Origin of the sequence: Pseudomonas sp. G166 (assembly GCF_037027455.2) — a bacterium.
Lineage (GTDB): Bacteria > Pseudomonadota > Gammaproteobacteria > Pseudomonadales > Pseudomonadaceae > Aquipseudomonas.
This window is the reverse complement of the sequence record NZ_CP146985.1, coordinates 889,838-916,585: the sequence shown is the minus strand read 5'-3', so window position 1 is coordinate 916,585 and position 26,748 is coordinate 889,838. Positions and strand designations below refer to the sequence as shown.

Sequence of the window (26,748 nt, the reverse complement as noted above, 5' to 3'; positions counted from 1 at the left end):
TGGACACTATGGATGGTCAAAACCAGGAGCGAGTTTCAAGTCCAGCTGCCACCGGGGGCGCAGGCGTTTACTTCGAGCAACATGTTCAGGCGTATTGGCTGGCGCAACTGCTCGTCCGCAGCATCCCACCAATACTGACTGATAGAGGTGTTGCAGAGGTCCACTTTCAGACAGAGCATCTCGGGTTCAATACAGATGATTTCCTCGTCGTCTGCGAGCGGGAAGGTGAAGCACCGGCACAACTTGTTGGGCAAGTGAAGCGCAGCCTCACGATCAGTGCTGCCGACGATGAGTGCAAGAAAGCTGTTGGGGATTTCTGGAAAGACTTCAAGAAAGCCGACCCTTTCAACCCCCAGTACGATCGCTTTGTCCTCGTCACTCTACGCGGCACGAACACGCTCCTCGAAAACTTCTCTGGGCTGCTCGACTGCGCCAGGGGGGCCGCCGATGGCAAAGAATTCCAGCGGCGACTGTCTCTAAACGGATTCATCTCCAAGAAGTCAGTCTTCCACTGTAACGAACTCTGCACGATTGTCAGCGCACTGGAAGACACGCCTGTCACTGCCGAAGATCTGTGGCCCTTCCTGTGCGTGTTACACGTCTTGAGCCTCGATCTGCACACATCGACCCGTCAGACCGAAGCACATATCAAGACACTGCTCGCTCTCAAGTCCACTGACTCAGATCCGCTCGCAAGCGCGACTGCAGCCTGGAACAGGCTTCTGTCCTTTACCAGCGACGCCAATCCAGCCGCTCGAAGCCTGAAACGCACTGACCTTCCAGATGCTCTTGTCCTTTCATACAGCGAGGTGGGAGCGCACGAGAAAAACGTACTGATAGCTCTGCGAAACCATACGGATTTCGTCCTGAGGAAAATCCGCAAAACGATTGGACCGACCTTACACCTGCAGCGCGCTGGGATTATCCAGAAAGTTCTTGAAGCCCTCGAAGCGAAGCAAGTTGTCCTGATCACGGGGCCAGCCGGTAGTGGCAAGTCGGTCATTGGCGAGGAAGCAGTGTCTTTTCTTTCTCGCGAATTCTTCGCCTTTGGCTTTCGGGTTGAAGAGTTCGCCGTCGCCCACATTGATGAAACCCTGCACAACAGTCAAATTCCTGCACGCGCTACAGAGTTACAGGCCATTCTCGGAGCGCAGGACCGCAAGGTACTCGTCATCGAGAGCGTCGAACGCCTGCTCGAAAAACCCACACGCGACGCCTTCAGTGATCTGATGACGCTTGCCCAGAGAGACAACGGTCTCGGCATCGTCATGACCTGTCGCGACTATTCCGTGGAGCAAGTACAGGCCAGCTTCCTTCTACCTGCAGGAATTGATCACGCTGTCATCGAGGTCCCAGCACTCGACGACTCCGAACTAGAAGAGATCCAGACAGCGTTTCCATCAATGGCGATCCCGCTGGGCAATCCAGCTCTGCGCAAGATCCTGCGCAACCCGTACTTTATCGACAAGGCACGCCAGATTCCCTGGGATGCAGGACGTCCACTTCCAGAGAGCGAGCGGGATTTCCGGGCTGTTTTTTGGCGGCAGATCGTACGTGCGGATCACAACCCCGCCAACGGCATGCCGCGTCTGCGCGAAGAGGCTTTGCAGGAGCTGGCTGTACGCCGGGCGCGTGCCCTTTCAGATCATGTATCCGCTTCTGGACTCGACCCTGTAGCCATCACTCTGTTGAAACAGGACTCCCTCGTTGTTTCTCCGGACGGGAAGCCACTGCTCGTTGCGACGGCGCACGACGTACTTGAAGACTGGGCCATCCTGCAATGGATTGAGGAGCAGCACCTCACGGATGAAATGGCATTCAAGGCGCTCTCCTCCGCGATTGGTCCGCATCCCGCACTGCGCCGCTCTTACCGAAAGTGGGTTGCCGAACTGGTCGACCGCGATGAGCCTGCTGCAGATCGGATCTTCCGAGCAGCCATCACGCAAGCAGATGCTCCCGCTCAATTCCGCGACGACACGCTGGTTTCGCTGTTGAAGGCACCGTCTGCCCCCGAATTTCTGGCGCGACACGAGGCTGATTTGCTCGCCAATGACCGCGCTGTACTCAAGCGAGTAATCCATCTACTGCGGGTTGCCTGCATGACATCGCCTGCCTGGCTTGTCGGCGTGCGCGGCCATAATTCGATCCTGAACGTGCCGGACGGCGTGGTCTGGGCGACCGTTGCAGGGCTTGTTCATCGCAACATTGGCAGTTTTGGTTCGGAAGATTCTCCACTGCTACTTGCATTGATCGAGGATGCCGTACGCGGCGTCAGTTGGTGGGCACCGGACATCGAAGGAGCCGAACAGATCGCCGGGATTGCTCATTGGCTCCTCCCGCGCGTTGACAGCTACAGAAGGGGCGATGCACGTAAACGCGTTCTCAAGGTCATTGCCAAGATTCCGAAGGCCAACCCTGTTCGCTTCGAAGCTGTTATGCGCGGACAGATCAGGGACGGCTGGAATCACGACCCCGTCGCCGAAGAGTTCCGCGACATTCTTCTTGCGGGTCTCGACGGCGCACCTGCGGCCCGCGACCTGCCGGATCTTTTGATCTCCATCGCACTAGATAACTTTCTCGCCACGGAGGAGTACCTGAGCGAGGAGCCCTTCGGCCGTTCATCCCTCGACATTGAGCTTTACTTTGGCATCAAGGAACACCTGAGCCGCCATTCTCTCCCTGCCAGTGCGTTCCGAGGACCATGGGTCAACCTGCTCACGCGCCATCCGGGAAAGGGCCTCGATTTCCTGGTACAAGTATTCAATCACAGTGCCGAGTGGTACGCGCATCCACGCCTTGGTGACCGACTGGAACCTGCTTGGGAAGTCGAGCTGACGCTCGCAGATGGGCTAGTGCGGAAACAATGGGTAAACCCGCGGCTCTGGGGTATGTACCGAGGCTTGGGTGTCAGCCCTTATGTGCTTCAGTCGCTGCTGATGGCTCTCGAGAAATGGCTGCTCGACTATGCCAAGTCCTATCCCGAAAGGTTAGATGCGGTGTTGCTCGAAATCCTGCAGCGCAGTGATTCGGCAGCACTCGCAGCAGTCGTTGCAAGCGTGGCAACCGCCCATCCTCACCAGTCCGGAGAGGCCCTTCTGATACTGCTTTCAGTGCAAGACTACATCCTTATCGACCGCAGTCGCATGGCCAGCGAGCACCAGACTTCCATGCTTGCGGGAATGTTCCCGATCCTGAACGCCGAGAACAAAATCTACGAAGAGGAAAGGAAGCAGTCGAACGAGCTACCGCATCGTCAACATGACCTCGAAGTAGCTATCGCAAACCTGCAATTCGGCTCTCTTGCCCCAAGGGTTCACGCGGTCATCGACAGGCACCTGGCTGAACTGCCTGCATTGGACAAGCGCAAAGAAGATGACCTCATATGGCAACTCGCCCTTCATCGGATGGACTTGCGCCAGTATGTCGTATCTGAAGCCCAACCAGCATTGGGCGCGACATCCATAGTGGACAGCGAAAAGCCAACGAAGAGTTACATCAGTCTGGAACCCAAACCAGCGGCCCCGGAAGTGCAGCAATTCATTGAGGAGAGCGCAAAAGGCACGGAAGAAACGAATGCCCTACTAGGCATCTACAACTGGGGACTCCAGATCTTCCAATATAAACTAGGCTCTGTCGAACCGGCACAATGGAGGGAGATACTGGCAGGTGCGCTGGAGATGGACCGCACCAATGAACACCCGGACGGCAGCCGAAATGCCCCCGGCTTCGTCGCTGCGGTCTGCGTCCGCGATCACTGGGAGGAGATGTCACCGCAAGAGCAGGACTGGTGCATTGATGTCATCTGCTCGGAAATCTCCAGGCACGCGGACGCATGGGGAACCATAAACCGGATGCAGAGGTTCTCGATGCAGGCAGATCGTCCGTGTGCTTTTGTGGTGCCGCTGCTTCTATCCAAGCCCCTGACCCAAAGCCAAACACCGCGCGTGCGCCTGGCCTTTATCACTGCAATAACCCACCCGATTGACGAAGTCCGTTGGTATGCCACCAGGGGCATTGACGACCATTTCTGGACAGCAAATCCAGCTCTCGCCCTCCTCACTGTCAATGCTATTTCTACAGAGGCCTCTATTTCCAATTGTCATTGGACAGCCGAAGAGAAGAAGCGTTACGACAAACGGAATCCGCTGGAAGCAATCGTCGCTGCCGCAGCCTCAGAGGTTCGCGAGCGTTTCTGGACTGACGGAGCCATCGCCGAAGATGCGCACATCCGGCTCGAAATCACCGAGACATTTGGTGCTAAGGCGTTCGCAAAAGTCCTCGTGATTCTCGGCCAGGCCCCCAACGACCTCGCTGTGGCTGTGTACAGACGCGCCAGTGAATACTTGGTCGACTGCTGGAGCCGCGAGTACGGCCGCTCTAACGGTCGGCGTGACCGAAACTTCGAAAGTGAACAGTCGATATCCGACTGCGTGCAAGAATTTGTCATGCGTGTGGCAGATATCGATGCGGCACAAGTCCTGCAGCCCATCCTGGATGCGGTTGACAGGCATCCACGCGAAATCCATAGCGTCGTCCAAGGATTGACCAGCAGCGAGGATCGCAACCCCAACACCAAGCAGTACTGGTTTTTGTGGAACCTGTTTGCCGAGAGGGTTAAGCACGCCAAGTGGCTTGCCCATCTGGAAAATGAGCATCCATACGGCAGTGAGGTACTCTCGACGATCTTCCTGACCGCGTATTGGAAGGACGATGTCCGGCACTGGCGGAGCCTGGAAGGCTACGCCCATAACGTCGACTTGCTGTTCAATGCTCTGCCGCCGGTCTCGATCGTACTGGACAGCTACGCCCGTTTTCTCTACCACATAGGCGAGCGCTCCATGCCAACAGCTTTTGTACACATCGCAAATGCGCTCAGACTGGGAAACAACGCCGACATGCTGCGCGAGTCCAACACCGTTTTCATACTCGAAAGCCTGCTCCAGCGGCATGTCTACTCACGCCCGCTAGAACTCAAGCGTGATCCCACCCTGCGCGAGGCGATTCTGTATGTGCTCGATGTGCTTGTAGAAAGCGGCTCTTCTGCAGCGTTCAGAATGCGGGACGACTTCGTAACACCGGCTACCTGACGCTCACTATTTTTTGCCTAGGAACTGGCTGAGAGGTGAATCGCCGCGGATTCCCTAGACAGCCGATGACCGATTCTGGCCGACTACTGCCGGTAGCGAACGGCAGCATCGGGTCGATTTCAGCCAGTTGCGACAGGCAGAAACAATACAAGGCAGACGTTGATGCTTTACCGCTTTGGTCCTCAGAGATTTTCTGACCAGACCACACCGCCGATGAGCATTGTGGTGATGGAGCTGCGACTGGGAGAAAAAATCATCGGTGAGCTGGCCTGACTGCCGCAGATCCATAAAAAACCGTTTTGATGAATCTTTTCTTTCTGCGGCGGGTATAGCTTCAGCGCAGCAGCGAAAACCATCGATTTGCCATTAGTCTCTCCATCTGCCTTTCAGGCGTCACCACGGTGCTGTAGAGGCAACTTGGCCAGGCCTTGTTTGATGTGCCCAGCGTTCTCGCCGATTAGGTCCAGCGAACTGCGCATGTTCTCGCCAACGTCACTTGATCCGCGCTGCTCGACCCAAAGCACAACCTCCATCAACGCCGCTTCAAGTGCGAGCTGATTTTCATACATACGTTCTAGGGTGTCAGGCAGCGAGTATTCGGTGGGAATGGCTTCGACTCCATTCGAGAAAACCGAAAGCGTAGCAGCGAAGAAACGGAAAGTCAGACTAATAGATATCGCGAAAGCGCTTTGCCACTCCCGCTAGTCGCTTGATTATTTTTTCGGTGCGGGCTTTGTCGTGGGCGCCGGGGTGAAGCATGGCGATGAGAACGTATCTATCTTCATCGTAGAGCCCTTGTGCGTATACCAACGCAGCATCTTTGGTGGGGTCACCTAGGGGACACTTTCGGTCAAACTGCGGTTTACTCGTTGGGAACACTGACGGCGGGATGGCGATGTGAATGTGCATCAAGCCCACGACATAAGCTTCATGTGGATGAGTGTATGGCACGTCGCAACCGAAATATGACGGGAGCGTCATTCTGTTGGACGCGATGTAGGTATAAAAGTCGTCGCGCAAAGAGTTCAAGATTGTAGGGTGATTGGACAAAACATCTTTGAAAAGGTCATCGTATGTGTCGGGGCTATACTCGACAATTATTGTCATACGCCATCAGCTCACAAGTTGATGGAGGCGCTCTGTCGAAACGGAAGCCAAGGCTTCCAGCCCTTTCATATCTATTGAGCTCTCGTAGCTTTTGGGCGCGTGAAACATCTGTTTAAGAATCATGGCGTTCTGTGCTGTCCGCGAACGCGTAGTAGCCAGATTGCGCCGAAGCGCATTGTATTCGTCGCTCATAGTTGGCAAGTTCGAATACAGCTCAGCCTTAGTGGATAACACTAATTCCAACTCGCGCAATGTGCTCGCTACCTCGGAGAACCGTTCATCTTCTATCACGTGTCGTGGGGGCATGTTTGTGAGCATGGAGCGACCTGCGTCAAACACAAAGTCATTGAGCTCATTCAAACTAACAATAGCTTCTTTGATCGCGGTACGAATTTTTGCGTCTTCAACAACATTTCTCTCACGTGCGACTTCCAGGCGAGCGCTCGACTCAGCACTGGGGGCAGCCGCAACCTGTGCGCAATACAGCGACACATGCAAAGTAAGGGAAAGCATGACCTCTTTAGAATAAGGGTCTTGACGGTGATGATGTTGGTCGCGCTTCATGGCCTTTGCCCTCTTGGGCGTGCTTTGGTCTGTTGTTGCTTGCGTTTCAGGTCGGTGTTCAAAAGTGACTCTATATCGTCTGACCAAATGTGCCACCGTTATGTCACCACATTTTTGTAACGGCCAGACATATCAGACAGGCGGCAACAGCCCTGCAAAAACAGGGCCAACTCCGCATTTCAAGCTGTGCCGCCGTAGCGTAACAAGTCCACGATCGATGCAGGAATGTCGGCAGCTGTGATGCTCTTGGGTTCACGAGGATGGCTTTGATCGACCCAAGGCGGATGCTCTTGAAGGAGCCAGCAACCTAAGGAAAGGACATGAGCGAGAACACATTAGCAATAATAGAATTACGTGCCGTCATTGAAGAGCAGCAGGAACTTTTGCGCTTGATTTTGTGGGTAATGTCGCAGGGGCCTATCGTTTTTCAGGGGCAGAAGCTGAAATCCGTCCTCGAATGGGATCAGGTGCGGGCAGTGAGCGCCACATCGCTTGGCGCTGGTCAGTCGCTCAACACAATCCTAAAAGGATCAAGCTCCGTCGGTATCCCCATTCGTGATCTCTACCCAATTGCCCGCGGTGTGATAGAGGGGTTTATCAATGCTGCTTTCTTCGTAACTCAGCCGGTCGAAGTATCGCAACGCGCTTTGAAGCATAAAGATTATGCCGCCTGGAAGCATATGAACCGCGTGATTGGCACCGGCGAGTTCGCATTCACATTGAGCACAAGCCCTGATTCGAAGGCATGGGCAGCGCTGATGTTTCCTGAGTTTGCTGGTAAAGGACAGGGCTCATGGAGCATGCTGGATGCGCCATCGAAGATTGATCGCATAGGGAAAGTAGTCCGGTCAGCTGGAGGGGCCTTGCTCGGCGCTTATGGACTGATATACGCCATCTCTTCTGAGATCATCCACGGGTCAGTGTACGGAATGAGCTACTTCATGAGCGCACACAACCCCGGCGAAATGAACGTCGAGGGCTTTCTTGCCAATACAGAGAGCCAAGTGGTCGATATTCTCTCTGCTGTCAGCCATGCGGCCAGTGGCTTTCTCGCCGCGTTCGCGCAGATTCACAACTGCCAGCCACTGATCGACGTTGAACGTAAGCTGTTCAAGCGTTTGTATAAAGCAGCCCAAAGTGAAGACTTCGACCGGGGCAGTTCATCGTCAGCTAAAGAGCAGGATTGAGCCGGAGTGGGCGTATCCCAGCAAAGATTTTGAGTGGGCTGTCTCTGCTCGGACAATGACCGCTTTTGGCCGTTTTCTGCCCTTGGCAAACTGCAGGTACAGATCGATCGTTGCCCAACGCAATGGATCGTAGCCGCCCCATTGCGGCTGCTAATTGTCCCGACATAGTCGATACAGCTTGATGACGAGCGACATACAGCCACTCGCATGGGCGTGCATGGACGACGTAGTTCCCAGCTCCGCTTTTCACACAAGCTCCCAGCGCAGGCGTGGCATGGGAACCATGCCGCTCCTGCGCTGGGAGCCGACAAGGCCGAAGGCCGCGTCAGCACCACAAGCAATGAATAAATATGCACCTGCCGCAGAGCCCGTCTTTGCCCGGCATCGCGCAAGTCATGAGCCGGGCCGTCACTGCAATCCGCAGTGACGGCCCAGCCGACGCCCCAACATCACGGGCAAATCCTGAACCCTAAAGAGTGCGGCATACATGATGATGCCCCCATACACTGGCCCAGCAAAACCTAAGACGACAGGTTCGAACGTCGTCATCCCAACAGCGCAAGACTCCTGCAAGCGCTGATCCAGCTGGATGGAGTTAGCCAGGTAAGCAAGGCTCCAAAAGCATACCGACCCATACCCGATGAGGCGGAGCCACTTTTGTTCTATCGGATTTATTCCGCGATGTACCGCTACTGCACCGTCCTAGGCAGCGATCCTTTGTGCAACGCCAACTGCTCCCATTTAACTATCCCACCCATTTCTTTGGAGTTCTCATCGACGCTAAAAACTCGTTCATCCCGCTCCATCTCCGTCCGGCCTTCCAGCAGGAAGAAAGACGGACGTCTCAGTCGAGACACCGGTGTTTCCTGAACACCATGCCCCTGCCCTTCGGGGATCTCGCCTAGCGAGTTGGCACCAACACTTACCAATGATTTTCAGGATTGAACAACAACACAAATCAAAGCCCGTGAGCGTAGATGGGATATGGACGATTTGACCTACACCCTGCGGCAACTTTGCCGACGCAATCGCGATGGCAGTCACAACACTCAGGCCGACCGTATCCGCTCACTGGGGCTGATCGCACGCCAACTGCGCGAGTCTGGTTTCCGGCAGATGAAAGCGCCCTCGCTCAAGGGCAAACACGTACTGGCACTGCTGGATCGCTGGCAAGGCGAAGGCCTGTCACCTGGCACCATCAAAAATCGGCTTGCGCACCTTCGATGGTGGGCTGAAAAAATCGGCAAGGCTGGCATTCTCCCCGCGGACAACATGCAACTGGGAGTGGCCGACCGGCGCTTCGTCACTAACGTCAGCAAAGCCCAGGAACTGGGAACAGGCCTTGGCAAGATCACTGACGCTCATGTGCACATGAGCCTCCAGCTTCAGTCGGCGTTTGGACTACGCCGTGAGGAAGCGATCAAGTTTCAGCCCAAGTATGCGGATCAAGGAGATCACATTCTCCTCAAGGGCTCGTGGACGAAGGGTGGACGTGATCGCTCTGTGCCGGTCACCACTTCGCTACAGCGCGAGGTATTGAACGCGGCGCATCGTCTAGCGGGAGCCGGCTCATTAATCCCGGCTCAGAAAACGTATATCCAGCAGAGAAACACTTACGACGGTCAGTGCAAGGCAGCAGGCCTGAGCCACATGCATGGGCTACGTCATCATTATGCACAAAGCCGTTACGCAGCTTTGACAGGGTGGAAAGCTCCGGCGGCAGGAGGAATCTCTTCCAGGGAATTGAGTCCAGTGCAGCGCTCTCAAGACAGTGTCGCTCGACAAATTATCAGCCGTGAACTTGGCCATGAGAGAACACAAATTACTGCGACATACCTTGGCCGATAACTCAGGGCGTTCGACGTCGATCCTCAACAATCCGAATCTGAAGGTGTGGTGGCCACAGGCAGTGAGAAGCCTCACACAACATTAGGAAACAGTCGAAAACCGATTACCAGATTGACAGCAAAAGGCCTCAGGGGCATTTTTGCTATGCATCTAGCTGATTCGTTCAGCACCCCAGCCGCCAGGATCTTCGAGACGGCGCTGCGGTTCTCCGCAGGATCCATCATATGACCGCATAGCTTCCGGCAGCGCGGACAGTCGACTTGAATGTCGATGGAAGCATGACTTTCCCACCCACGACGGGCCTTTCCCGTCGTGGGGAAGGCCTTTTTTGTTTTAGGAGGCCTTAATGAAAATGGAACTGGCGATGTATCAGGCACTGCGCGCAATCGACGTACCTGAGCTCAAAGCCGAAGCTGTTATCCAAGCATTGGAATCTGACATGCTCACACTACTCGCGACGAAAAGTGATCTCACAAACCTTGACCAGCGGTTGACGGCAGAGATTGGTAGAGCAACTGCTGAAATCGGCAAGGCGAGCGCTGAGATTGCTAATACTAATCATCGGCTGACTGCAGAGATCGCTAAATCCGATCTCAAGTTGTCCATTCGTATGGCTTCCATGCTCGCCGTGACGATCGGCATCTTGATCGGGGCGATGAAAGTCTTCTTATAGTTTTCTTAGAGATTACTGAAACCACGAAAATCACCTGTCCTTCGACAGGTGATTTTTTTCGCGGTTCTTGGCAACGGGCAAGACAGCGAGCTTGCCCCTCCCACAGCGGACATCAACCCAGCAAATTTTCCGCCCCCTTCCCTGCCTTTGATCGGACGCCGCTTTTTTTATGTACGTCCCACCTCTTCTGCATCCTCATCCCATGCGTTATCTACCAACTCTTTAAGAGCTTCTCCTGCCGTTGAGTAATTTGGGCTGGGCAACGTTCCCGGTCGGGAGTCAACCTGAAAACTTGCTTGCTGCACCGCGCATTCCATCATGGAAGGTTGTCGGCCCGAGTACGTCAACGATTTGCACGAATGGCTGTTTCAGCTCATTCTAGCCAGGGATGGCCTAATAATGGCTCACCCCACAAGGAAAGAAGTCTCTGCATTTTCGCCTTCCTTCCTGACGAGCCCCACCCCGACCCGATGCATATCAACGCTGAAAGCGATTGAATCACTACGCAGCCAGCCTTCACGCTTTGCGCTGTAAAGGCGCCTGCGTTGGTTTGGAACTGAACGACCATTTGATTCAGAACGAGGAAGGAACCCGTGTCCCTTAGCGACTATTGGAAAGGCCCCGCCCACCGGCAACGCGCGGATGATTTGGAAGCCCAGCTTACGAATCTCCAAACGCAATATGCTCAGCTCCAAGCGCTCACTACGAAGATCGGTGCCATGGACGTTTTGGAGGTTCAGAGGCTAATCGAACAAGAGAAAGAGAAGCTTACTGCCGTCCGCCAAGAAACTCAGCGCGCTGAGCGGGAGGTGGCTGCGCTAGCGCAACGCTCCTCTGATTTGCAGGGGCAGATACTCGTGTGGGAGGAGACGTTACTGCTGGAAAGCTTTGCGCTCTATGAGCCCAAGTTCAAGCTAACCACCAGCCAAGAATACAAATCCCGACTGGAAAGCGTCCGCGAGCGTCAGAAAGCGATGATTAAGGGCGGGGAGGCAGCGACCGGGAACATGGAGTGGACGGTCAATGACAGCAAGGCCCAAGGTCGGAAGCTCGTTAACGACATGATCAAGCTCGTGATTCGCTCGTTCAACAACGAAGCCGATGTCTGCGTGGACAACGTTAAATTTGACAACATCGAACTGGGCGAGAAACGAATTCTCAAATCGTTCGAAACCTGCAACCGCCTTGGCAAGATTATGAGCGTAGAGATATCGCGCACTTATCTGAGCCTCAAGCTCGATGAACTGCACCTTGCCCAAGAGTTTCAGATCAAGAAGCAAGAGGAAAAGGAAGAAGCGAAGCGCGCCCGAGAAGAGTTGCGGGAACAACAGAAGCTGGAGCAGGAGATTCGCGCAGCCCGCGAGAAGATAGCCAAGGAGCGCAAACACTTTACGACCGCGATGCGCGACCTCCAGGCTCGCCTGGACAAAGTAGAATCTGAAGAAGAGCGTGCCGCCTTGCTGGCGAAGCTAGCCGAGGTCGAAGCGGGCCGAGCCGAGCTAGAGAGCGAAGAAAAGCTCATTGACTATCGCGAACAGAATGCCAAGGCAGGCTATGTGTACGTGATCTCGAACCTAGGGGCGTTCGGAGAAGGAATTTACAAGATCGGTATGACGCGCCGCTTGGAGCCCATGGATCGGGTTGATGAGCTGGGTGATGCGTCGGTACCGTTTTGGTTTGACGTGCATGCGATGATCTTCTCGAATAACGCTCCCGCATTGGAAGCAAAACTGCACGAACGCTTTGCCGTAGGTCGCCTCAACAAGGTTAACGGGCGCAAGGAGTTCTTCCGCGCGGATATTGCTGAGATTGAGTCGGTCATTCGAGAAAACTACGATGCTGTTGTCGAGGTTATCCATGAAGCACCGGCGGAACAGTATCGCGAAAGCCTGCGCATGGCATTGCCAAAACCCACAATCCAGCAATCGGAACGACTTGCTGCACAAAGCTGAAATTACCGATTGGAAGCACGTTTGTTGGGCTCGTATTGCGACGGGCCCATCCAACAAGCACAAAGACGGAAATATCCCCTTTTGGCCGATTCTGTTGAAAAAGTCGGCCATGGTTTACGCGTCAGAAAAGTACGCGTCCGCGATTGAAAACTTCACTTTTTGCAGGGGATTTCGGACTCGGATTTCACGTAGCAGCGTGCAAAAAAGGCGTTTTCACCACTCAATGATCAGGCAGTTTGGGCAGACCGACTTTTTCAACAGAATCGGCCAAAAGCGGTCTTCGGGAACGACGCTTTAACATGTTGAAATCGCACCCGGTTAATGATTACGTTGTTCATTTTCAGGAAGCATTGTGAATGCCTGTTTTCGAAATTTTGCCGCTGGAAGCAATCGGCCCCGCACGGCTTGGCGCTTCACGCGCAGCAGCAAGGGAAGCAATGTCTGTGAATGGATTCCCGCTTGAACGACCCGATGGCCGCGTCGATTATTTCTGCGAAGCTTCCATCCAGCTTGAGTACGGCCCTGGCGATGAAGTCCAGTTTATAGGCGTCTCTGGGAACTCTCAGCTCAACTTCACGTTTAGAGGGGTTGATGTTTTTGCTATATCAGCGACTGAATTGTTTTCACTAATGGCTGCCTCGGACGATTCCGGCCCTCATGAGTTCGACCGGTATGAGTACTGCTTTCCGAATCAGATTCTCACGCTTTGGGATGCTGATGAACAATATGACCGTCAAGGCGGAGAAGAGCGTGAGGTGTGGGGCCAAGTCGGGATCGGCAATGATGCTTATGTGGCAGCTATCGAAGCTATTAAGAAAAAGCTATAACTGGCTAGACGGTACTCGCGCAGGAGCAGGAGTGGGTATTGAAAGGCTGCGACGGCCACCGCAGATCTGAAATTACCTTGAGTGACCGGTAGCTATGAGTCGGTATAAGCCTGTTATGACCGGCGGAATTCGGCCTATTACTGCCGTTCATGAACGACAATTTTCAGCAAAAAGGAGCCAGTCGAAGGCGTCTAGGAAGTCAGAGGCGATTCAGTTTGTTGCTTCGAATACCACGCAGGCGACCGCTATTTAATTTAATGGAAGTCTGGATCGTAGCCGTCTTCATTGTATTCCTGAATGAGTGACTGAGACGGCCTCACACCAACCTCAACGTTAGCCCAATCTCTTACGCTTTTTGCCACACCATGGAAGCCGGGAAAGAGCGTTGAGCCATCAACGCCAAGTCGCGAACAAAGGTCTAGTAAAGCGGGGGCCTCCTCAATCGGCAAGGTCATTTTGACAAGTGGTGTGTGGCTCCCTGTCATGCTGTAAATCTCTTCAACATCCTCTAGCGCTTCTACCTGATACAAGTCGTCTGGATTATATCCTTTAACCTCATGCGTGGTGAATAAACCAGACTGAGCCGCCTGATTTTTGCTCGTTCCCCCTGGAGTCCTAATCACCTTCACTGTTTTCCAGTGCATCGCATAAGTGGTGTCCAGAGCCCAGATAGCCAGCCTCGGCATCTCCCTGCTATCAATCTCAAGGTTTGCCGATGAGGCAGCGAAGTAGCAGGCGACAAAGCTTCTCTCAGTCCAGTCTAGGAGGCGAGTGGGCACATCGTAATGTTGAGCTACGGCCATGATTTCGTATAGTTGAGTAGACGGCCAAGGGATATGCGGACTTTGGAACGCCCCCCAACCATCGGCTAGTGATCCGCTCAACTGTTCGGTGTAACCCGGAACATTTAGCCCTGACCGATCACAGCCAATCAGGAATTTCCTCAATATCTCCAGCTCAAAGGCCACTTGCCCAGCCGTTGAGGCATCAAACATCCTCCTTGGCGAGCCATAAGCGAATGAGCCTATTCCACGCCTGCACACTGATGGTGTCAGCTTGTACTCATCACTTGGCTGACCTCTAAAGATGAATCTTCCAGCATCCCAAATAGGGTTTAGAGGGGACAAGTGGTCCAGCAACTGGCGTGCAGTGTGGAAAGGTATCTCTGTTGGATTTGCCATCGTTCCTTGACTCCGCTCCGTTTGGCGATTTCCAGTGTAATGGCCTTTTGATAGGCAGGCTATTGCAGTTCACTCTGGCCTATGGCCGCCCTTGAACGGACGGAGGTACAGCACGTATGCCTATCCGTCCAGAGTCGATTGCGGCCAATAGCCGACCTACATTCCTGCCTAAGAAACCAGAAGCGATCTGCGAAGCATTTGCTTGGAAGTAGACCCATATTTACAAAATGATATACTCTGCGAAAAAACATAAATCAAATTTATTTTTACGCCAACTTCACAGAGAAAAGCCCTTGATCAACGAAGCAATTAATAATGAGATATGCAAGCTAAACTTTCAAGGCAAAAGCGATAAAGAGCTGAAAAGCTTATATATAAAAAGAAACTCACTCAATGTCGATCCCGAATCCTTCATATACAGGATCTGTCGAGCGGATTATTTACTGGAGGATATACAAAATTCTGAGATAACTCTTGTTAGAGTCGATCCGGACTCTTTCGCGGACCCTTTAGAAAACCCACTGCTAAACAAACAGTTTACAGAGGGAAATGAGACCTTTACCCTCGGCTTTCTAGAAAATTACTATGCCTCATGCTGGACAAATGACCCTGTTAATAAAAAGTGGCGGTGGACAGAATTCCTTAAGGGGCGAACGGGAGTACGCATAAAGGTATCTCTTCAGAAACTCATGAACAGGCTGATGGACACAAGAGATAATTATTTCATGCTGCATTATTTTGCAGTTAAGGTCATCTATGAAGACGACCAGATATTGGATGCTTTAAGAGCGAGCAACGACTACACCAAATTTCTCGATTCATTAGGACAAAGAGGCGCGCTATTAGCTGCAACCCTAAGTGACAGCCTAGAGCATGAAAGAGAGATAAGAATTATATATTCGCATACGCCGGAAACTCAATTCGTAATTGATAGAGTAAAAGTTAAAAACAATCTCTGCAAACTGCCATTCAACTGGTCAAATCTAATAGAAGAGATCCTGATAGCAGATTATGTGCCCATTGAAATATATACTGTCATGGAGTCAAAATTTAGACGGCTTGGCATCTGTTGCACTATAGAAAATGGTAAATCTGTAAATTAACCACCTATATATAACTACCAGATTTCAGTCGACTCCTATCAGCCACGATCAGAAATCACAAGTTTGTCGGTAATGGATTGGAGCTTCTAAAGCTCAACATCTCTAAAGCCAAGGCTTCCAGAGGCGCGGGGTTTCGTGTGTACTAGTTATGCACCATTGAAATTCTCTCGGCGGCCCACATCGCTATGGGTTAATTGTCTTTTTTGGAAAGGCAGATAGAGGCTCATGATTCAGCCAGTGGATGCACAGCAAAAAGCGGGCGTCCAGCCCAGCAGTGGTATCCCATAATCAGCCATGCAAACACGCCTACGCAATCAGGGCGTCAGTTTTGGACCGGCGGCATCGCTGGTTTCGTCACACAAGCAGGTCTGCTAGCGAGTATCCTTTGCACTGCTGAAGACGGTAGCGTTTTCTAGAGCTTTACTGCGGCAGACAGCCATCGCTCTATATAAGCGATCGCAGGTTTCGCCGAAAGCCGCCATCGAACTGCCGCTGGACAAAAAAACACACCCTATCCGAGCGAGCCATTTTCGAGCGGGGACGCTATAGTGATCGTAGCGAGTGCATTCGTCGATCATGCATACCCGTCGTTCAGAAATCTTGCGGCGGATATGGGTTGCCTCCAAACCTAAGGATAAATTGCGCAATAAGGAATTTCTAAGTTATGTACCAATCACGCAGGCCAGATATTCCTGAAAATATTAGACGAGAGATAGAGGTAGAAGCAGGGCATGAATGCTCTATAACAACTTGTTCAGAGCATACCTATTTAGAAATTCATCACATCAATCATGATAGAGAAGATAATCGCAAAGAGAATTTGATTCTCCTGTGCGACAAGCATCATAAAATGGCGCACGCTCAAGTAATTGATAGAAAGTCACTGCGTAGCTACAAAGAGATCCTCAATATCAACCTGAGTAAAAATGGATATATTAGAGGACAGGAGGGCGATAGGGTTTATCGATTCCTAAATATTGTGAACAATGTACTTTCATATGATGACGAAGGTAAAACCTCCTGGGCTGGTTCGGAAACAGGCTATTGGTTTGAGCAAGAAATTTATTTAAAGCTCTCAAATTTTTGCCAAAACATACAAGTATATAATCTAGAGCTGAGGTCTTATGACTTAAGTGCGAGAAACAGACAAGATAGAATAGTCGATCTATTGCAAAAAATTCTTATTACTCGAGATGAGGGAAATTACGTATATAACGGAGGGTATTGCGCAACATTTGTGCCGACAAATACTCCAGGCGCGTCGAAGTACGACAATGAAATTAAACTGCAAAAAGAAAATGTATCTCAGAAATTGCTAGAAATTCAAAAGCTGGTATTAGAGCTTTGGGATTATGTTGAAAGGAGACCTGTTTAGGGTGGTTCATAACAGTGAACTTGGACCAAGAACTTGCTTCCGTCACCCGTACTACTCCGGCAAAGGAAGAATCTCGGATAGAATTTTAAGCTCACTGTCTGCTTTTGGCCGATTCTGTTGAAAAAATCGGCCCTGGTTTACGCGTCAGAAAAGTACGCGTCCGCGATTGAAAACTTCACTTTTTGCAGGGGCTTTCGGACTCGGATTTCACGTAGCGGCGTGCAAAAAAGGCGTTTTCACCACTCAATGACCAGGCAGTTTGGGCGGACCGATTTTTTCAACAGAATCGGCCGATTTCTGCCTGTCGCGAAGGGCTGAAAACGGCCATAAAAGGACGCTCACAAGCGACCACTACCGGCCCAGAGTGTGTAAAAACACTAAATAGGGTTTTCTACAGCGACGCTAGTAGACGGTGCTCAGGTTTTGCAACCGATAAAGGCCACGACGTTTCCAAGAACAGTTGAAACGGCTCAGCAGCCTCTTGGAGTCCTTTTGGATGGTAAAAATACCGGTTTTTACGCCGTTAAAGCCTTCATCAAGCTAGTGGTGCCGATGATTTTCATGACCCGTTTCATGTTGTAGGCGAGCACGTTCAAGCTCATCTCGGCGCTCACCCCTGCCAACTTTCGTGTTAGGAAATGCGTCGCACCCATCCATTGTTTGAGCGTCCCGAAGGGATGCTCAACCGTTCGTTTTCGGACTCGCATCATCTCTGGCGCGTTGCGCAACCGGTTCTGCATTTCCTCTAGTACAGCTTCATGTTCCCAGCGCCGAACTCGTCGCTCCGTGCTCGGTGTGCACTGCGATTTCAAGGCGCAGCCTTGGCATTTCGAACTCCAGTAACGGTGCAGTTTCAGGCCTTTTTCAACGTTGGTATAGCGCCAAATGAGCGCTTCTCCAGCCGGGCAAATGTATTCGTTTTTTGCCGCGTCATAGATGAAGGCATCGTTATTGAAACGCCCGTCAGCCTTGGCTCCAGAGGTCATCGGCTTGGGCACATAGGCGGTGATGCCTGCATCGTGACAAGCTAGGATTTGTTCACTTTTGAAGTAACCTCGGTCAGCCACTACCGACAACGTATCTGACGCCATCGCCTCGCGGGCCTGCTTGGCCATCGAGCTGAGTTGATCACGGTCGGAACCGACGTTGCTCACCTCATGCGCAACGATCAAATGGTGCTGCATATCGACCGCTGTCTGCACGTTGTAGCCAACGATTCCCGTGCCGCGCGTCATCATGGAGCGGCTGTCTGGATCGGTCAGTGAGACCTGTTTGTCCGGCGATACATTGAGCTGGATTTCGATCGCCTGAAGCTCTTTCATTTGAGTTTTGAGCTTGGCGATCTTCTCTTCCAGCCGCACGGCACTGGGCTCGGAAGCGGTTGGTTCTTGCCGATCGGCAGCATCGAGTGCCGTCAGGTAGCGGTTGATACTCGATTCAATTTCTTCCATTCGCCGCTTCAGTTTGGCGCTGGTGAAATTGCGGTCGCGGTTGTTGACTGCCTTGAATTTACTGCCATCGATGGCGACTAGATGTTCTCCGAACAGTCCCAACTGCTGACACAACACAACGAACTGGCGACAGACGCCTCGGATAGCCTTGCTGTTGTCTTTTCGGAAGTTGGCAATGGTCTTGAAGTCCGGCATCAAACGCCCGGTCAACCACATCAGTTCGACATTGCGCTGGGCTTCTCGCTCCAAACGTCGGCTCGATTGAATGCGGTTGAGATAACCGTAGATGTAGATCTTCAGCAAGATCGCGGGGTGGTAAGCAGGCCGGCCAGTATCGGCTGGAATGGCACCTTCAAAACCCAAATTGACCAGGTCGAGTTCGTCGACGAAGACGTCGACTACGCGCACCGGATTGGTATCGCTGACGTAGTCGTCGAGGCTCTCGGGAAGTAAGGTGCCTTGGCCTCGATGCTCACCTTGGATGAAGCGCTTCATGGGTAGCCCTGCTGAAGTATCATTATCCTATCCTATCGTAACGCTACGAGCCATGTGGGAGACCTCCGACTGATCAGGGCGGCACCCCACATTTCAAAAATTTCAGGGAAGATATACGTCAAATGCGTGAGCGAAAGGCTGCACGATTACTAGTTATAAGCCCCTCTCGAGATGTCCTCCTTTTCAGATTTATCCATAAAGATGGGGCTTTGGCCGGTAGAAATTACTGGGCCACCCCTGGCGGTGGTCTTGAAGATGGAGAAACATTCCACGCCGCTGCAATACGTGAACTGCGTGAGGAGACCGGTATTCAGGTCAACACAGTTGTAGGGCCTGTGGCAGATCGGAGGTTTTCAATGCTCCTGCCCAGCGGCGAGACGGTGTTCGCAGTTGAGCAGTATTTCGTTGTGCATGCGCAAAGCCAGACCCTTTCTAGCTCCGAATGGACCTTACACGAGACTCAGGTCATGGCAGATCATCACTGGTGGTCCGCTCAGGAGCTGAGAGCTACTGGGGAAAAGGTATGGCCTGAGGCGTTAGTTGAGATGCTCGTGGATGCAGGTGTCTTCGAACCGGCTGCGTAACCGTCACCGCGAATCCATATGCGTTTTTACACACTCTGGGCCAGACGCTGTCGTTTGCGCACTTAACCTTCGACCCCGGGCGGCCCTACCGTTTGGCTAAGGAGCAAACTTTGGCTGGTTCCTCAAGCGAAACGAACGGCTCAAACTCCGTTAGCTACTTCAGTTCGATACTCACCCCTTAATTATCATGCTGGGCGGTTGCAAAAGATCAGAAAGAAGCGCGTCGTCACTAGGTAGTTCTTTGCGTATAAGGATAGCCTTGCCAGCTTCGATAAGAAGATTCCAGGCTTCTTCCCACTCTTCGTGGGTAATATCATTACGAGACCCGTGCGCTATTTTGCTTCTGATGTCATACGATTTTTTGAAGCGAGCATGGTAGCTTCGCCTGTCCCCGGCGGCATCTACAAGCTGAGCAAGATAAATAGATAGCCGGAACGACAGTTCGCTCCCAACTTTCGGAAAGAGCGCTTCTAAGCCACACCAAATGTGTAGATATGATTGAGAGGCTGACATCAGCATCGGCGCAGATTCTGCTGCATCACGAAATGCCACAAGTTCCTTCTGTCTGCCCTCCATAATTTTCCATGTTTTAGCGCTTTCGGCTGCTTGTTCAAATGCCGATTCAGATATCTGTGCCTTTTCTTCGAGATAGATGAAGGAAAATGAAAGCTCGTGCGGCCACATCTCAACCTGAATGTCTTCTGACTTTGGGCCGGACTGAAGTTCTGGTGGCAACCTAGCGGCCAGCGAGGGGCGGTCGCGAGAGCTTATGCCCGCGTATTCGTCTGACGAATGACTGGCGGCAAATGGGACAATAAATGGCGTTATACCATTCAGGTATAGGCCTACCCGAAGCTGACTGACATGTCGCTTTGCGACATCTAATGAGGGAGCATCTACGCAAAGCTCCAAGAGGCATCCCGTCAGAAGGGCATCGGCAAGCTGAAATGGAAGATGCAGTTTGTGTTTCGCGCCCAAAGTAGAGAGGTCAGGGAGATTGGCCTTCCGTAGGCGGCGGGATAGCGTGAATGGTGCACTTACTAAGCACTCGCTTGTGAATGAAGGCGTGAGGCCTAGCAGCGGGAAGTAGTAGTTCATGTGATCCCATTGGCAATGCCAGCTAGCGATTATGCTAAGGGCCGGCCTTGGTCGGCCCCACCGAACGAAGTTAGCTATTTGAGCGTATTGTTATATTTTATTCGGCCTGTTTTGCTGTGTATTTTACGACGTAGGTTCCGACCTCTAATAAGCCAGACCTCCCTATTAGATGAACGTTAAAATCACTTGTTCTCCCAACTCCTGAGGAAAGGAATAGTCTGCTTAAGTCGGAGGTTGGGGCACCGATTAGCTCAACTTTCAAGTCGGGCAAGCTTGTAAAGGGAGGGGTAAACTTACCTGTTGCAGTTGCATTCTTTGCTGGCCTTAGAACGTTTATTATCAATTCACCTGATTTTTCTATATCAGTATTCGTTTGTATGCTCTGAGTAATCTGGGCAGCAGGGCCTCTATCTATTGATGGGAATATTGCCTTTACCTTTGCCTCAACCATGGACGAGGTTAAATTTGCAACTTGATCTCTTTGAAGTTGGATTAGTTCGGTGATTTTTGAATCGAGACCTTCTTTTTCTCCGTTAGCCCCGGCCAGCTCTTTTATTTGAGAGGATAACTCATCGACTCTATTGTTTAGTACTGCACTGAGATCAATGGCTTCTTGATTGGAGTCGCCGCCCGTCCAGTATCCAACAGCCCTACGAACGATTTCAGTTATCTCTGACTGAATACTGAGAACCGCTGTTTCAATTTTTGTTACAGCTTGCTGTGTTTGATCCGATGACTCTTTTGACTTTTTATAAAACTCCCATGAAAGCCACCCCATGAATATGGAAACAGCAAAAGCAGCAATAGCTAGCCCAAAGGATATTAGTGAGAACAAATCTAGTTGGTAAATTCTCGGTGCCTCTGACGCCATATCGGCTGCAAGACAGTTTCCTGACAGCAAGGCAAACGCCATTATTGATTTATTTTTCATTGACTAGATTGCTCCAAAATATAACAATTAAGCTAAATGACCAACTTCGCCCTCCACCGAGTAAAGCAAGTGATTTGAGCGCATTGTGATAAGAACGCAATAAGTAACTATAAGTAGACGGTACAAGCGGGGGGGGGGAGGGGGGATAATATTTTCCGCCATGTGTGTCTGGGAACGTTCCTTGTACATGGATGACTCCTTCAGCAGCTTGATAGTCGCGATGGAAGCGCGACATGTGGCGGGAGAAAAAGCGACATGGCCTGCACGGAGATTACAAAATCGCTAGCAGCGTGTCCATGGCCTGTTTTTGGCCGGTTACTACCCCTCTTGACGAGGTATTAGCTGCGTTCACCGAGAGGCCGCTTCTGACCGTTTTCTACCTTTGGCAAACGTCAGATACGGATCGGTTGCTACCGACAATGGGTCCTTCTAGGCGACGTAGCTTGGGAGATAATGGTGCCCTCTTGCGAGCATGCCATCGTAGCCATTATTGGTTACACAACCACAGCGCGCTCAGTGGTATTCCATAACGTATTCCATCAGAAAAATATTACCCAATTTATTACTAAAAATCAGATAGATATACGATCAGTTCAGATTACCCCGGCTCAAAAGACGTCCACGGACGTCTTTTTTTGTGCCTGAGACCCAGTGAGCTCGAGGCTTCAACAGTACTTGCGTGGATATGCCCACCAACCCAAACCCTCAAGCACCCCCACCTTTTCAACGCCCCTTCGCTTTCCCCAGATCAGCAATCAGAAAATCCCTGAACGCAGAAACCGCTGCCGGTAAATTGCGGCCAGCCATGCTTTGCAGTTCGATGCGTCGTGCCTGCATGCCTTCGTCGAGGATCGGCACGCATCGCAGGGCCTTGTCCGCCACCTGCTTTTGCAAGGTCATCTCGCTGGCCAGGCTGATGACGCCTTCTTCGCGGACGAAGCTATAGAGCGCTGCAACGTAGTTGGTGGTCAACACCGGGTCGAACAACAACCCCTGTACACCGCAACAGATGTCGAACAGTTGCCGTATCGTGGTGTCGGCCTTGGGTAACGCAATGGGCCAGGGTTGTAGCTCAGCGAGGCTGACCGCTTCACGCCCGGCCAAGGGATGGGAATTGGCGATCACGGCAAAAATCGCCCCGCTCAGGACATGTTCGACCTTGATTTCCTTTTGCGGCGTCAGGCTGAAGGTCATCGCCAGATCGGCTTCACCGGAACGAACCTTTTCGGTCGCTTCCGCCGGTGCACAGACCTCCAATGTGAAATGAATGCCCTGGTACTCACGCCTGAACGCGCTGATGGTCCTGGGCATGTATTCCAGTGCAAATCCTTCCGAGCAGGCAACGTGCACATGACCTCGTTGCAAGCCATGCAGCTCGGTAATTTCCAGCACCACCTGCTCGGCCTCAAGCTGCGACTTGCGCGCATAAGCCGCCAGTCGCGTCCCCGCCTCGCTGAGCACCATGCCGCGGGCACGACGCTCAAACAGGCTGGCGTCCAGAGCCAACTCAAGCTTGGAAATTTGCCGGCTCACCGCTGACGCTGCGACATTCAAGCGCACGGAAGCTTCGCTGATCGATCCGCATCGCGCTACTTCCAGAAAATAACGCAGTGCCGTGGACTGCACACCATACAACTGCATCGGCACCCCCAAGGTTTGCCTTTTTGGCAATGCAAGTATCGAAATATTATTCTTGTGGCATTGATAGCCTTTCCCTACATTCGTGTCTAGACCAAAAACATTACTTGAGCTTCTCATCCTCCTTTACGCATTTGCGATTCGCTGCCCTTTGATTCAACCACTCTCGCCAACGGAGACGACGGCATGGGCATCAAAGGTTTCGCCTGCAGCATTGCGCTGTTGGGCCTCATCAGCAGTTTCCCGGCTCATGCCGGTAAAGCCAACGACACCCTGGTTTACGCTTCCGACAGCGAACCTGAAAACATCAGCCCCTACCACAATGATTTACGCGAAGGTGTAATTCTCGGCCGGCTGATCTGGGACAACCTGATCTACCGCGATCCCAGCAGCGGCGAATACAAACCCATGCTGGCCACCAGCTGGAAACAGGTCGACGACACCACCATCGATTTTGAGCTGCGCAAAGGCGTCAAATTTCACAACGGCGACGCCTTCACCGCTGACGATGTGGTGTTCACCCTCAACTACGTGGTGTCGCCCGAAGCGAAAGTCGTTACCGTGCAAAACGTAGACTGGATCAAGGGCGCCGAAAAAACCGGTGACTACAGCGTCCGCCTGTATTTGAAGAAGCCTTTCCCTCCGGCACTGGAATACCTGTCCAACGCCGTCCCGATGTTCCCCAAGCAGTACTTCGAGAAAGTCGGCCTGGCCGAATTCAGCCGCAAGCCAGTGGGTACCGGGCCGTATAAAGCGACGTCGGTGGTGGCTGGCGAAGGCGTGACCATGGAGATCAATAAGGACTACTTTCCGGACAGCCCTCAAGGCAAGCCCCATATCGGCCACCTCAAGTTCCGGGTGATTCCGGATGCAGAAACCCGCCTGGCCGAGTTGATGACCGACGGTGTCGACTGGACTTGGCGTGTGACTTCGGATCAGGCAGTCGACCTTAGAGGTATGCCGAACCTGACCGTGACCAGCGGCGAAACCATGCGCATCGGCTTCCTGATTCTCGATGCCCGGGGCACCTCCACTGAAAACTCGCCGATGAAGAACCTCAAGGTGCGTCAGGCCATCAACCATGCGATCAACCGCAATGCACTGGCCACGCAAATGGTGGGGGGTGAAGCCAAACCCTTGCAGGTTGCCTGTTATCCAGGCCAGTTCGGCTGCGATACCTCCGCGGCCACGGTCTACAACTACGACCCGGCCAAGGCCAGGGCGCTGCTCGCCGAAGCCGGTTACCCAAATGGCTTCGAGACAGAAATCTTCGCTTATCGCGACCGTGATTACGTTGAAGCCATCATCGGCAACCTGCGTGCCGTGGGCATCAACGCCAAGCTGCGCTTCTTGAAGTACGCCGCACTGCGCGATCAGCAACGTGGCGGCAAGGTGCCCATGTCGTTTCAGGCCTGGGGCTCGTTCTCGATCCTCGACACCTCGGCGTCGGCCGGCACCTGGTTCAAGGGCAATCCGGACGACAACATCAAAGACCCGCAAGTCCAGAGCTGGTTGCAGACCGCTGACAACGCCCTCGACCCGCAATTGCGCAAGGACAACTACCGCAAGGCGCTGCAGCGCATCAGCGAACAGGCGTACTGGGCGCCGCTGTTCAACTACTCGATGAACTACGCCTACACCTCCGAACTCGCGTTCACGTCGTACCCGGATGAGCTGCCGCGTTTCGTTCAGTCCAGCTGGAAGTAATCCGCAACCGAGCGGATCGATCGAGAGGTGCCGTGGTGCGGACTAAACCGCACCACGGACACGTCCTCACACCTGTCATCCATTGGATATGAGGAAACTTGCCATGCTTGGATTCCTTCTGCGCCGTCTGGGCATCGCCATTTGCGTTGCCATTACCGTGTCGGTGATCAGCTTTTCTCTTTTGCACCTGTCCGGCGACCTGGCCACTGCCATTGGCGGACCGGAAGCCACCAGCGAACAGATCGAACAGATCCGCGTGCAGTACGGTTTGAACAAACCGCTGCCGACCCAGTACTTCAACTGGCTGGGAGACTTGTTGCAGCTGGACCTGGGCAACTCTTTTTTCTTTCAGGAATCGGTCTACAACCTCGTCGCCAGCCGCTTGCCGATTACCCTCGGGTTAGGGGCCATGGCGCTGGGTATCGCCTTGCTGGTGGCGATTCCGCTGGGCGTGCTGGCCGCGGTCAAACGCGACACCTGGGTTGACCGACTGGCCTTGAGCATTGCGGTGCTGGGCCAGGCAATGCCCAGTTTCTGGTTTGCGCTGATGTTGATCGTGGTGTTTGCGGTGACGCTCAAGTGGCTGCCAGTGTCCGGTAACTCGACCATGCTGCACTTCGTCATGCCGGCCATTGCCTTGGGCTACTACGCGACTCCGGCAATCATGCGTCTGACGCGCGCAGGCATGCTTGATGTGCTCAGTTCCGATTACATCCGCACCGCCCGCGCCAAGGGCCTGCGCCCTGCCCGCGTGTTGTTCAAGCATGCCCTGCGCAATGCCTTGATTCCGGTCGTCGCACTGGCGGCGGTGGAGTTTGGCTTCATGCTCGGCGGCTCGGTGGTGATCGAAACCGTGTTCTCCCTGCAAGGCATCGGACAGCTTGCCTGGGACGCCATCGCCCGTGACGACTTTCCGGTGGTACAGGCCGTGGTCCTGCTGATTGCGGTGATCTACATCATCCTCACCTTGCTGGCCGATGTGCTCAACGCACTGCTCGACCCGCGCATTCGCGTGCGCTAGGAGGTTTACATGAGCACCCCCACGACCCTCGCGATCAATGACTACCTGCCACCACCGAGCAGCCTGAGCCGAGTACTTGGCAAGAGCTTTCGTCATCGTGGTTTCGCCATTGGCGCGGTGCTGTTGCTGATCATCTTCGCGGGTGCACTGTTCGCGCCGTGGCTGGCACCTTACGACCCTTATGCGCAAGACGTGATGCTGCGCATGAAACCACCGGTATGGATGGCCAACGGCACCTGGGAGTACCCCCTGGGAACCGACAAGCTGGGCCGTGATTACCTGTCGCGATTGCTCTACGGCGCACGTATTTCGCTGTTCATCGGCATTGCGGCGGCGCTGATTTCCGGCTTTATCGGCACCGTCATGGGGCTGTTGGCCGGTTACTACGGCGGCAAGGTCGATGCGCTTATCAGCTACCTGATCACCACCCGGCTGGCGATGCCGGTCGTGATGGTCGCGCTCGCCTCGGCCTCGCTGATGGGCGGCTCACTGAAAGTGGTGATCGTGCTGCTCGGCTGCCTGTTATGGGACCGTTTCGCGGTGGTGGTCAGGGCTTCGGTGCAACAGATTCGCGATGCTGAATATGTGGCCTCGGCCCAGGCGCTTGGCTGCTCGACCCTGCGCATTCTGGTCAGCGAAATCCTGCCCAATCTGGTCGGCGCGCTGATCGTCGTCGCGACGCTGGAAATGGCCCACGCGATCCTACTGGAGTCGGCACTGTCATTCCTCGGCGTGGGTGTGCAGCCGCCGACACCGTCCTGGGGTTTGATGATCGCCGAAGGCAAACCCTACATGTTCTTTTCCCCGTGGGTCATCGCCATTCCCGGTGTCGCCCTGATGATTCTGGTACTGGGCATCAACCTGGTCGGCGACGGCCTGCGCGATCTGATCCTGCCCGACGGCCGTAACTGATAGAGGG

Annotated in this window: 21 protein-coding genes; 12 read left to right on the top strand and 9 right to left on the bottom strand. The window is 53.1% G+C overall.

Features of this window, described 5'->3' with window-relative positions; all coding sequences use genetic code 11:
* Window positions 1-8 precede the first annotated feature (8 nt).
* Complete coding sequence (locus SGN16_RS03940) at window positions 9-5,087, top strand: AAA family ATPase (RefSeq protein ID WP_335943914.1); 5,079 nt, start codon at window positions 9-11, stop codon at window positions 5,085-5,087.
* 182 nt (window positions 5,088-5,269) lie between these two features.
* Here SGN16_RS03940 and SGN16_RS03935 read toward each other — a convergent pair whose 3' ends face one another.
* The 4 genes from SGN16_RS03935 to SGN16_RS03920 all read right to left on the bottom strand — a co-directional run bounded on the left by SGN16_RS03935 (window position 5,270) and on the right by SGN16_RS03920 (window position 6,758).
* Entirely contained in the window at window positions 5,270-5,443 is a 174-nt protein-coding gene (locus tag SGN16_RS03935) for a hypothetical protein (RefSeq protein WP_335943915.1), read from the bottom strand.
* 30 nt (window positions 5,444-5,473) lie between these two features.
* Window positions 5,474-5,695, bottom strand: coding sequence for a hypothetical protein (locus SGN16_RS03930; RefSeq protein ID WP_335943936.1), 222 nt, complete (start codon window positions 5,693-5,695; stop codon window positions 5,474-5,476).
* A gap of 58 nt (window positions 5,696-5,753) precedes the next feature.
* Window positions 5,754-6,068, bottom strand: a complete 315-nt coding sequence (locus SGN16_RS03925; RefSeq protein WP_339102106.1) for a type II toxin-antitoxin system YafO family toxin — start codon at window positions 6,066-6,068, stop codon at window positions 5,754-5,756.
* A gap of 132 nt (window positions 6,069-6,200) precedes the next feature.
* Window positions 6,201-6,758 (bottom strand): hypothetical protein, encoded by a 558-nt coding sequence (locus SGN16_RS03920; RefSeq protein WP_335943917.1) that lies wholly within the window; start codon window positions 6,756-6,758, stop codon window positions 6,201-6,203.
* Between the two features lie 320 nt (window positions 6,759-7,078).
* On the opposite strand from SGN16_RS03920, the gene SGN16_RS03915 reads away from it, so the two are divergent.
* The 5 genes from SGN16_RS03915 (at window position 7,079) to SGN16_RS03895 (ending at window position 13,245) form a co-directional block, all read left to right on the top strand.
* On the top strand, window positions 7,079-7,945 hold the full coding sequence (locus SGN16_RS03915) for a DUF5677 domain-containing protein (protein ID WP_335943918.1): 867 nt from the start codon (window positions 7,079-7,081) through the stop codon (window positions 7,943-7,945).
* Window positions 7,946-8,929: 984 nt separating this feature from the next.
* A complete protein-coding gene (locus SGN16_RS03910) occupies window positions 8,930-9,793 on the top strand; it encodes an integrase domain-containing protein (RefSeq protein WP_335943919.1) in 864 nt (287 codons plus the stop codon).
* Between the two features lie 346 nt (window positions 9,794-10,139).
* On the top strand, window positions 10,140-10,466 hold the full coding sequence (locus SGN16_RS03905; protein ID WP_335943920.1) for a hypothetical protein: 327 nt from the start codon (window positions 10,140-10,142) through the stop codon (window positions 10,464-10,466).
* Between the two features lie 593 nt (window positions 10,467-11,059).
* Window positions 11,060-12,418, top strand: a complete 1,359-nt coding sequence (locus SGN16_RS03900) for a DUF4041 domain-containing protein (RefSeq protein WP_335943921.1) — start codon at window positions 11,060-11,062, stop codon at window positions 12,416-12,418.
* Window positions 12,419-12,774: 356 nt separating this feature from the next.
* On the top strand, window positions 12,775-13,245 hold the full coding sequence (locus SGN16_RS03895) for a hypothetical protein (protein ID WP_335943922.1): 471 nt from the start codon (window positions 12,775-12,777) through the stop codon (window positions 13,243-13,245).
* A gap of 254 nt (window positions 13,246-13,499) precedes the next feature.
* On the opposite strand, the gene SGN16_RS03890 is transcribed toward SGN16_RS03895, so the two are convergent.
* Window positions 13,500-14,426: an FRG domain-containing protein gene (locus tag SGN16_RS03890; protein WP_335943923.1), complete on the bottom strand. Its 927-nt coding sequence runs from the start codon at window positions 14,424-14,426 to the stop codon at window positions 13,500-13,502.
* A gap of 293 nt (window positions 14,427-14,719) precedes the next feature.
* Here SGN16_RS03890 and SGN16_RS03885 point away from each other — a divergent pair, with 293 nt between their 5' ends.
* The gene (locus SGN16_RS03885) at window positions 14,720-15,529 is read left to right on the top strand and encodes a hypothetical protein (protein ID WP_335943924.1); all 810 of its coding nucleotides are present in this window, start codon (window positions 14,720-14,722) and stop codon (window positions 15,527-15,529) included.
* Window positions 15,530-16,193: 664 nt separating this feature from the next.
* Window positions 16,194-16,904 carry an HNH endonuclease signature motif containing protein gene (locus tag SGN16_RS03880; RefSeq protein WP_335943925.1) on the top strand — a complete coding sequence of 237 codons (711 nt, stop codon included), beginning with the start codon at window positions 16,194-16,196 and terminating at the stop codon, window positions 16,902-16,904.
* 515 nt (window positions 16,905-17,419) lie between these two features.
* Here the strand turns inward: SGN16_RS03880 and SGN16_RS03875 are convergent.
* Entirely contained in the window at window positions 17,420-18,850 is a 1,431-nt protein-coding gene (locus SGN16_RS03875; RefSeq protein WP_339101707.1) for an IS1182 family transposase, read from the bottom strand.
* Between the two features lie 122 nt (window positions 18,851-18,972).
* Here SGN16_RS03875 and SGN16_RS03870 point away from each other — a divergent pair, with 122 nt between their 5' ends.
* Complete coding sequence (locus SGN16_RS03870) at window positions 18,973-19,434, top strand: NUDIX domain-containing protein (protein ID WP_339101706.1); 462 nt, start codon at window positions 18,973-18,975, stop codon at window positions 19,432-19,434.
* Window positions 19,435-19,605: 171 nt separating this feature from the next.
* Here the strand turns inward: SGN16_RS03870 and SGN16_RS03865 are convergent, their stop codons facing one another.
* The 3 genes from SGN16_RS03865 to SGN16_RS03855 form a co-directional block, all read right to left on the bottom strand.
* Window positions 19,606-20,532, bottom strand: a complete 927-nt coding sequence (locus tag SGN16_RS03865; protein ID WP_335945399.1) for a hypothetical protein — start codon at window positions 20,530-20,532, stop codon at window positions 19,606-19,608.
* 97 nt (window positions 20,533-20,629) lie between these two features.
* Window positions 20,630-21,463, bottom strand: a complete 834-nt coding sequence (locus SGN16_RS03860) for a hypothetical protein (protein WP_335945398.1) — start codon at window positions 21,461-21,463, stop codon at window positions 20,630-20,632.
* A gap of 723 nt (window positions 21,464-22,186) precedes the next feature.
* On the bottom strand, window positions 22,187-23,104 hold the full coding sequence (locus tag SGN16_RS03855) for a LysR substrate-binding domain-containing protein (RefSeq protein WP_335945401.1): 918 nt from the start codon (window positions 23,102-23,104) through the stop codon (window positions 22,187-22,189).
* Between the two features lie 183 nt (window positions 23,105-23,287).
* Between SGN16_RS03855 and SGN16_RS03850 the strand changes: the two genes are divergently transcribed.
* The 3 genes from SGN16_RS03850 to SGN16_RS03840 all read left to right on the top strand — a co-directional run bounded on the left by SGN16_RS03850 (window position 23,288) and on the right by SGN16_RS03840 (window position 26,741).
* Window positions 23,288-24,808 carry an ABC transporter substrate-binding protein gene (locus SGN16_RS03850; RefSeq protein WP_210642768.1) on the top strand — a complete coding sequence of 507 codons (1,521 nt, stop codon included), beginning with the start codon at window positions 23,288-23,290 and terminating at the stop codon, window positions 24,806-24,808.
* A gap of 103 nt (window positions 24,809-24,911) precedes the next feature.
* Complete coding sequence (locus SGN16_RS03845; RefSeq protein ID WP_116834141.1) at window positions 24,912-25,829, top strand: ABC transporter permease; 918 nt, start codon at window positions 24,912-24,914, stop codon at window positions 25,827-25,829.
* Window positions 25,830-25,838: 9 nt separating this feature from the next.
* Window positions 25,839-26,741 carry an ABC transporter permease gene (locus SGN16_RS03840; RefSeq protein WP_210642767.1) on the top strand — a complete coding sequence of 301 codons (903 nt, stop codon included), beginning with the start codon at window positions 25,839-25,841 and terminating at the stop codon, window positions 26,739-26,741.
* Window positions 26,742-26,748 lie beyond the last annotated feature (7 nt).

Coding starts and splice junctions, on each gene's coding strand:
- SGN16_RS03940 (WP_335943914.1), top strand. CDS start 9: ATGGATGGTCAAAACCAGGAGCGAGTTTCAAGTCCAGCTGCCACCGGG.
- SGN16_RS03935 (WP_335943915.1), bottom strand. CDS start 5,443: ATGGTTTTCGCTGCTGCGCTGAAGCTATACCCGCCGCAGAAAGAAAAG.
- SGN16_RS03925 (WP_339102106.1), bottom strand. CDS start 6,068: ATGACGCTCCCGTCATATTTCGGTTGCGACGTGCCATACACTCATCCA.
- SGN16_RS03920 (WP_335943917.1), bottom strand. CDS start 6,758: ATGAAGCGCGACCAACATCATCACCGTCAAGACCCTTATTCTAAAGAG.
- SGN16_RS03915 (WP_335943918.1), top strand. CDS start 7,079: ATGAGCGAGAACACATTAGCAATAATAGAATTACGTGCCGTCATTGAA.
- SGN16_RS03910 (WP_335943919.1), top strand. CDS start 8,930: ATGGACGATTTGACCTACACCCTGCGGCAACTTTGCCGACGCAATCGC.
- SGN16_RS03905 (WP_335943920.1), top strand. CDS start 10,140: ATGAAAATGGAACTGGCGATGTATCAGGCACTGCGCGCAATCGACGTA.
- SGN16_RS03895 (WP_335943922.1), top strand. CDS start 12,775: ATGCCTGTTTTCGAAATTTTGCCGCTGGAAGCAATCGGCCCCGCACGG.
- SGN16_RS03890 (WP_335943923.1), bottom strand. CDS start 14,426: ATGGCAAATCCAACAGAGATACCTTTCCACACTGCACGCCAGTTGCTG.
- SGN16_RS03880 (WP_335943925.1), top strand. CDS start 16,194: ATGTACCAATCACGCAGGCCAGATATTCCTGAAAATATTAGACGAGAG.
- SGN16_RS03875 (WP_339101707.1), bottom strand. CDS start 18,850: ATGAAGCGCTTCATCCAAGGTGAGCATCGAGGCCAAGGCACCTTACTT.
- SGN16_RS03870 (WP_339101706.1), top strand. CDS start 18,973: ATGCGTGAGCGAAAGGCTGCACGATTACTAGTTATAAGCCCCTCTCGA.
- SGN16_RS03865 (WP_335945399.1), bottom strand. CDS start 20,532: ATGAACTACTACTTCCCGCTGCTAGGCCTCACGCCTTCATTCACAAGC.
- SGN16_RS03860 (WP_335945398.1), bottom strand. CDS start 21,463: ATGAAAAATAAATCAATAATGGCGTTTGCCTTGCTGTCAGGAAACTGT.
- SGN16_RS03855 (WP_335945401.1), bottom strand. CDS start 23,104: ATGCAGTTGTATGGTGTGCAGTCCACGGCACTGCGTTATTTTCTGGAA.
- SGN16_RS03850 (WP_210642768.1), top strand. CDS start 23,288: ATGGGCATCAAAGGTTTCGCCTGCAGCATTGCGCTGTTGGGCCTCATC.
- SGN16_RS03845 (WP_116834141.1), top strand. CDS start 24,912: ATGCTTGGATTCCTTCTGCGCCGTCTGGGCATCGCCATTTGCGTTGCC.
- SGN16_RS03840 (WP_210642767.1), top strand. CDS start 25,839: ATGAGCACCCCCACGACCCTCGCGATCAATGACTACCTGCCACCACCG.